Source organism: Chamaesiphon sp. VAR_69_metabat_338 (assembly GCF_031423935.1).
In the GTDB taxonomy this organism is placed as follows: domain Bacteria; phylum Cyanobacteriota; class Cyanobacteriia; order Cyanobacteriales; family Chamaesiphonaceae; genus Chamaesiphon.
Genome location: NZ_JANPGM010000645.1, coordinates 1 through 4,754 on the forward strand (window position 1 = coordinate 1; position 4,754 = coordinate 4,754).

General features: G+C 43.2%; 9 protein-coding genes and 1 pseudogene. All 10 read left to right on the forward strand.

Translation table 11 applies throughout. The features are described 5' to 3' along the window. Positions 1–349: pseudogene (locus tag RMO84_RS17725) on the forward strand (hypothetical protein); the annotation flags it as partial. A 32-nt stretch (positions 350–381) separates the two neighbouring features. Next, entirely contained in the window at positions 382–864 is a 483-nt protein-coding gene (locus tag RMO84_RS17730) for a hypothetical protein (RefSeq protein ID WP_310489761.1), read from the forward strand. A gap of 185 nt (positions 865–1,049) precedes the next feature. Next, a complete protein-coding gene (locus tag RMO84_RS17735) occupies positions 1,050–1,190 on the forward strand; it encodes a hypothetical protein (protein WP_310489762.1) in 141 nt (46 codons plus the stop codon). Positions 1,191–1,207: 17 nt separating this feature from the next. After that, positions 1,208–1,615: a VOC family protein gene (locus RMO84_RS17740; RefSeq protein ID WP_310489763.1), complete on the forward strand. Its 408-nt coding sequence runs from the start codon at positions 1,208–1,210 to the stop codon at positions 1,613–1,615. Between the two features lie 102 nt (positions 1,616–1,717). Continuing rightward, entirely contained in the window at positions 1,718–1,900 is a 183-nt protein-coding gene (locus RMO84_RS17745) for a hypothetical protein (RefSeq protein WP_310489764.1), read from the forward strand. Between the two features lie 61 nt (positions 1,901–1,961). Beyond that, positions 1,962–2,237, forward strand: a complete 276-nt coding sequence (locus tag RMO84_RS17750; RefSeq protein ID WP_310489765.1) for a hypothetical protein — start codon at positions 1,962–1,964, stop codon at positions 2,235–2,237. Between the two features lie 63 nt (positions 2,238–2,300). Next, positions 2,301–2,477 carry a hypothetical protein gene (locus tag RMO84_RS17755; RefSeq protein ID WP_310489766.1) on the forward strand — a complete coding sequence of 59 codons (177 nt, stop codon included), beginning with the start codon at positions 2,301–2,303 and terminating at the stop codon, positions 2,475–2,477. Positions 2,478–2,804: 327 nt separating this feature from the next. After that, complete coding sequence (locus RMO84_RS17760; protein WP_310489767.1) at positions 2,805–3,050, forward strand: DUF1816 domain-containing protein; 246 nt, start codon at positions 2,805–2,807, stop codon at positions 3,048–3,050. A 6-nt stretch (positions 3,051–3,056) separates the two neighbouring features. Next, positions 3,057–3,323: a hypothetical protein gene (locus RMO84_RS17765; RefSeq protein WP_310489768.1), complete on the forward strand. Its 267-nt coding sequence runs from the start codon at positions 3,057–3,059 to the stop codon at positions 3,321–3,323. Between the two features lie 278 nt (positions 3,324–3,601). Next, positions 3,602–4,754 (forward strand): GAF domain-containing protein (locus RMO84_RS17770; protein ID WP_310489769.1); only part of this gene is annotated, 1,153 nt, incomplete at its 3' end.

Genomic DNA, 4,754 nt, shown 5'->3' on the forward strand with positions numbered 1-4,754 from the left:
AATCTCTATTGCCCCCAAGTCTGAAGCGATGAGTGCAAATATTCAACCATCATCGCTCCAACAACCAGCCAAAAATCTCCACTCCCAAATTATTTTCCGCATCGGCGAACGAGGTTATACTCGCCGTGAAGAATGGCAGTATCGCCGTGACTTGAGGATGCAGCAACGACGTTGGGAACGCCGTAATGGTGAATACGACCGTGGTAGATATAACCGTGGTGAATACAACCGCAATGGTGGATACAACCGTGGTGAATATAACCGCAATCGTGGTGAATACAACCGCAATGGTGGATACAACCGTGGTGAATACAACCGCAATCGTGGTGAATATAACCACAATCGCTAAACCAATTCAATTAAAAAAACAGAGAACTCATCATGAAAAAACAGATCGTTATTGCCTTAGCTCTCCTTTGTTCTTCAGTTGCCACTTTCGGCATGAGTAAGCCAGCTACCGCCCAACTTAGTAAAAGTTCGATCGGGCCATCGGTCGAATTTGGTGGCGGACAAACCGTGTTTGGGGTTGATTCTAAATTTGGAATCAGTGATAATTTGTCCCTGCGTCCATTCGTCTATTTTCCTAATAGTGGTACTAAGTTTGGTACGGCATTAACCTACGATATCACTCTCAGCAACAATGCTAAGACCCTCCAAATTACTCCTTTTGTTGGTGGTTCGGTAGACTTCAATACTGGCAATAGCAATGGCAATGGCAATAGTGCCACAAGCTTTGGTTTGGTTGGTGGAGTCGATCTGGATCTCACTGATAGCCTCCGATTAAAAGGAGCCGTAAGCGTACCGTTAAGTAACGGTCAGGATCGAACCACAAATATAACTGTTGGGGCTGGTTTACGGTTCTAGAGTCTGACAATTTAAACAGCAACTAGGACATTGGATCGACCAATGTCCTGACACCAAAGTTTGATGCGATCGTGTTGAGTACTATTCTGAATTTAGAGAAAGGCATCGATGCTTTGTCGGAGACGATTAGTAACTCCTCTGGCGAATCGTCAGATGGGCGCAACAACAACTGGTAATCGACCCCGTTGGCGGTAGCCTCTCGCTTGCGAGAATCAAAACTCGACATCTATGAAATTGTTTTGCAAGAAGTCGCCAATTATCAACTAGCGATCGTACCGATCCACGACAGATTTAATGAACATTTATTAATTCAACCAGCAATATAACTTCAAAAGGAAAAACTATGACACGCCAAATCTTTGTAAATCTTCCAGTAAAAGATCTCAATAAATCTGTGGAGTTCTTTACTAAGCTCGACTTCACTTTCAATCCACAGTTTACGAATGAAGATGCCACTTGCATGATTGTGGATAAAAACATCTTCGTCATGTTGCTGGTAGAGAAGTATTTCCAGACCTTCACCCCAAAAGGAATTTGTGACGCATCTAAAAGTACAGAGGTACTTGTGTCTTTATCTTGTAGCCGAGCCAAAGTCGATGCAATGGTTGCCAAGGCGATAGCGGCGGGTGGAACGACCTACAAAAAACCAATGGACATGGGTGCTATGTATCAACATGGATTCCAAGATTTAGATGGTCATCTGTGGGAAATCTTTTTTATGGATGAGAGTGCGATGAAGCAAGCAACATAATCATTCAATGACAGAGGTGATATAAATTGCACTTTTGTCATTGAATAGTAGTGCTTTTTCACACATAATTCACCGCGAATAAAACTTTAAAATGAAACCGTAATGACCCAATACATCCCAGAGATCTTCTTTATTCCGACCGCCATCAAACTGATGAATACCGAGATGCCCGCAGCCACTGTCTCGACGATGGTATCGCGGTGGATATATCTGAACTACGTGCGGGATGCTCTCACTTTAATTGGATGGTTGGCAGCATTGAAAACGTTTTCGTTGTCACAATGAAATGGTTTGACTTTGCTGCTCATGGTAGATATTTGCATTGACAAATGTGAGGTATGACAAAATGACATTCATCAAAATTTGGCAATTCATCACCCTGATGCTAGCTTCATTTAGTCTCAGTTTATCGATGACGCATTTGCTAGAGTTGCCACAAAGAATGCAGTTTGACCAGCAATTTTGGGTAAAAGTGACGGTTGTTGAAAATGTTTATAAGTTGTTTGGCACAGTTGGTGCATTTTTTGAAATTACAGCAATTATAACGGCAATTATATTGACATTTCTCGTTCGCGTTGGCGTAGCCTCTCAGAATGAGAATCGGGGTGCGGCTTTTTACTAGACATCGATCGGGGCAATTTTATTAGTGCTGGCGTTTGTGAGTTGGATCGCATTTATTGCCCCAATGAACGCTGAATTCGCCAACTGGTTGACTAATCCCATTCCAGCAGATTGGACGCGATATCGCGATCGATGGGAGTATGCACACGCGTTAAATGCCGTCATCAAAATTATTGCCGTAGGTTCGTTGGCGATCTCTGTGCTGGTCAAAACGCCGCAAAAGTTGGAGAGCAGCATCTGAGCTTAATTTTAGACTGGCGATCGCATTTAGGATCGATCGGGTAGTTGAGAACGGAAATTTGAATTGACGATGCTGAATTACTCCGCCACAACAATATAAATTGAATGACGGCGCACGATCGATAAAAAATTCTGCACAGATAAGACCGTTACTATTATAATAATTCTTGCAGTAGAACTCTAAGCTACCCCTATTGACTGATTAACTTTTAAACAATATTCTGTACAGTTAGAGTATAATAATTTCGCAAGGATCGACAGAATAAAGGGAAAATATTTTTCTTTATTACGATTGATAATAAATCTAATTCTAAACAACAAAATACTGGTGAAGACCGACGAGATCTGGACTAATGCTCTAGATTTCTTGGGACAGGCTTGGTGGGTCGAAGTTTTGACAACTCAGCCCCGATGTACTTACTACTTTGGCCCATTTGGTGGTGCAGAGTTAGCAAATCGAGCGGTGTCTGGCTATGTTGAAGATCTTCAAAGTGAATCTGCCCAAGAAATTAAAACCCAGGTGAAACGCTGTCAGCCAAATCGACTGACAATAGAACACGATCTGGAGGACTAAAAGCTGATGTCAGAGCAAAGTGATTCCTTTTTATATCCAAACGATCGCGATCGCGGTGAATTTCAACCTAAAGATCTAGCTTTTAATAGTAACCTGCAAGAATTTACTCAAAAAATTAGCTATATTTGTAGCTTAGAAACTGCTGGTAAGCTGACCCCATTAGCATCTTACCAACAAATCAAAACCCTGTGGCAGGAACTCAAACGCAGCAAAACACAGCTAGGAATCGGGCAACAAAATTTGTCAGATGAGAACGGAGAATTAGGGAAATAGCGAGAATAAATAGGAAAATATTCCATATCGATCGCCCGAACACGAATCGCTGTCTTGTCTCGCTCAATCTGGAGGTTTCCTCAAGATTGAGCGAGCCGCTGACTCGAACACATGTGCCAGGTATCTTCCTCGCGTTGGCGTAGCCTCTCCAACGGAGATGCTCTCGTGCGCTCCTCTAAAGAATCGACCAAATTTTTCAAGTTTCTTTCCAAATAAAATCGTTGGCGTAGCCTACCGTAGGTAATCGACTTGCTAAGTATAGAGTGATGGAATTAATTATGGCAGGCACTAATTCAGATCGTCAAAATTTCAATGCCATCAGTTTAAAATCTCCGTCAGTCCATGTTTTGACGGAGATTCAATCTCATGGCATATTGCTGGTTTTACAAGAGCCAGATTTAAAGATTTTACAAGTTAGCAATAATACGATCGGCGCATTTGAAGTCGCACCAAGTCGCGTCATCGGACAGCCATTAGAGAAGTTTTTAGATATTTTCCAGGTCGAGCAATTTCGAGCGGGATTGGCAGAACAGATTTTCGATCGTAGCAACTATACGAAAGTATGGGTACAAAAGTCTAAGGATAATTACCGGATCTTTGATGCTGTTTTTCATCGAAATCCCGATGGCTATCTAATTCTAGAATTGGAACCAACCCAAAAAGACGAGCATATTCCCTTCCAAAGTTTTTATCATTTAGCTAAAGCCTCGATTATGCAAGGGCGAGGCGTTGCCAATAGTCAATTGACAGCAACTGCCGATTTACCTGCTTTCGGTCGAATTATGGTCGCAGAAGTGCGGAAGTTAACTGGATTCGATCGAGTCATGCTCTATAAATTCGCTGCGGATGGACATGGTGAAGTCATCGCCGAGGATCGAGTTGAGGCAATGGATTCTTATCTGGGCTTGCATTTCCCCGAATCAGATATTCCCCAACCAGCACGGGAAATGTTTCTCTCCAACCGGATTCGGGCAGTCTCCGACGTTAGGGCTGAGTCAGTGCAACTGATTCCCGCTCTCAATCCGCTAACGGAGCAGCTTACAGATCTAAGCCACTCCATGCTCCGCAGTCCCGATCCCTGTCACGCTGAATACCTTCAAAATATGGGTGCCAGTGCATCCTTGACGATTTCCCTCATCAAAGATGGACGCTTGTGGGGAATTATTACCTGTCATCATCAAACAGCCAAATTCGTATCCTATGAGTTGCGGAACGCTTGCGAACTGCTCGGACAGGTATTTTTCGATCGTATCTCGATACTTGAAGATATTCCTGACTACAGCTATCGATCGAAATTAGCTCACCTGCGCTCGATGGGGATCGAGCGGATGTCGCAATCCGCCACGGGATCGCCTGAGTCAAAGGAGAGTTTCATTGATACTTTAATGGGACAATCGCCCAATCTCTTGGATCTCTTCGATGCTGGGGGGG

Bases quoted from the DNA above. Each gene is read 5' to 3' on its own strand.
- RMO84_RS17730 (WP_310489761.1), top strand. From the start codon at position 382: ATGAAAAAACAGATCGTTATTGCCTTAGCTCTCCTTTGTTCTTCAGTT.
- RMO84_RS17740 (WP_310489763.1), top strand. From the start codon at position 1,208: ATGACACGCCAAATCTTTGTAAATCTTCCAGTAAAAGATCTCAATAAA.
- RMO84_RS17745 (WP_310489764.1), top strand. From the start codon at position 1,718: ATGACCCAATACATCCCAGAGATCTTCTTTATTCCGACCGCCATCAAA.
- RMO84_RS17750 (WP_310489765.1), top strand. From the start codon at position 1,962: ATGACATTCATCAAAATTTGGCAATTCATCACCCTGATGCTAGCTTCA.
- RMO84_RS17755 (WP_310489766.1), top strand. From the start codon at position 2,301: ATGAACGCTGAATTCGCCAACTGGTTGACTAATCCCATTCCAGCAGAT.
- RMO84_RS17765 (WP_310489768.1), top strand. From the start codon at position 3,057: ATGTCAGAGCAAAGTGATTCCTTTTTATATCCAAACGATCGCGATCGC.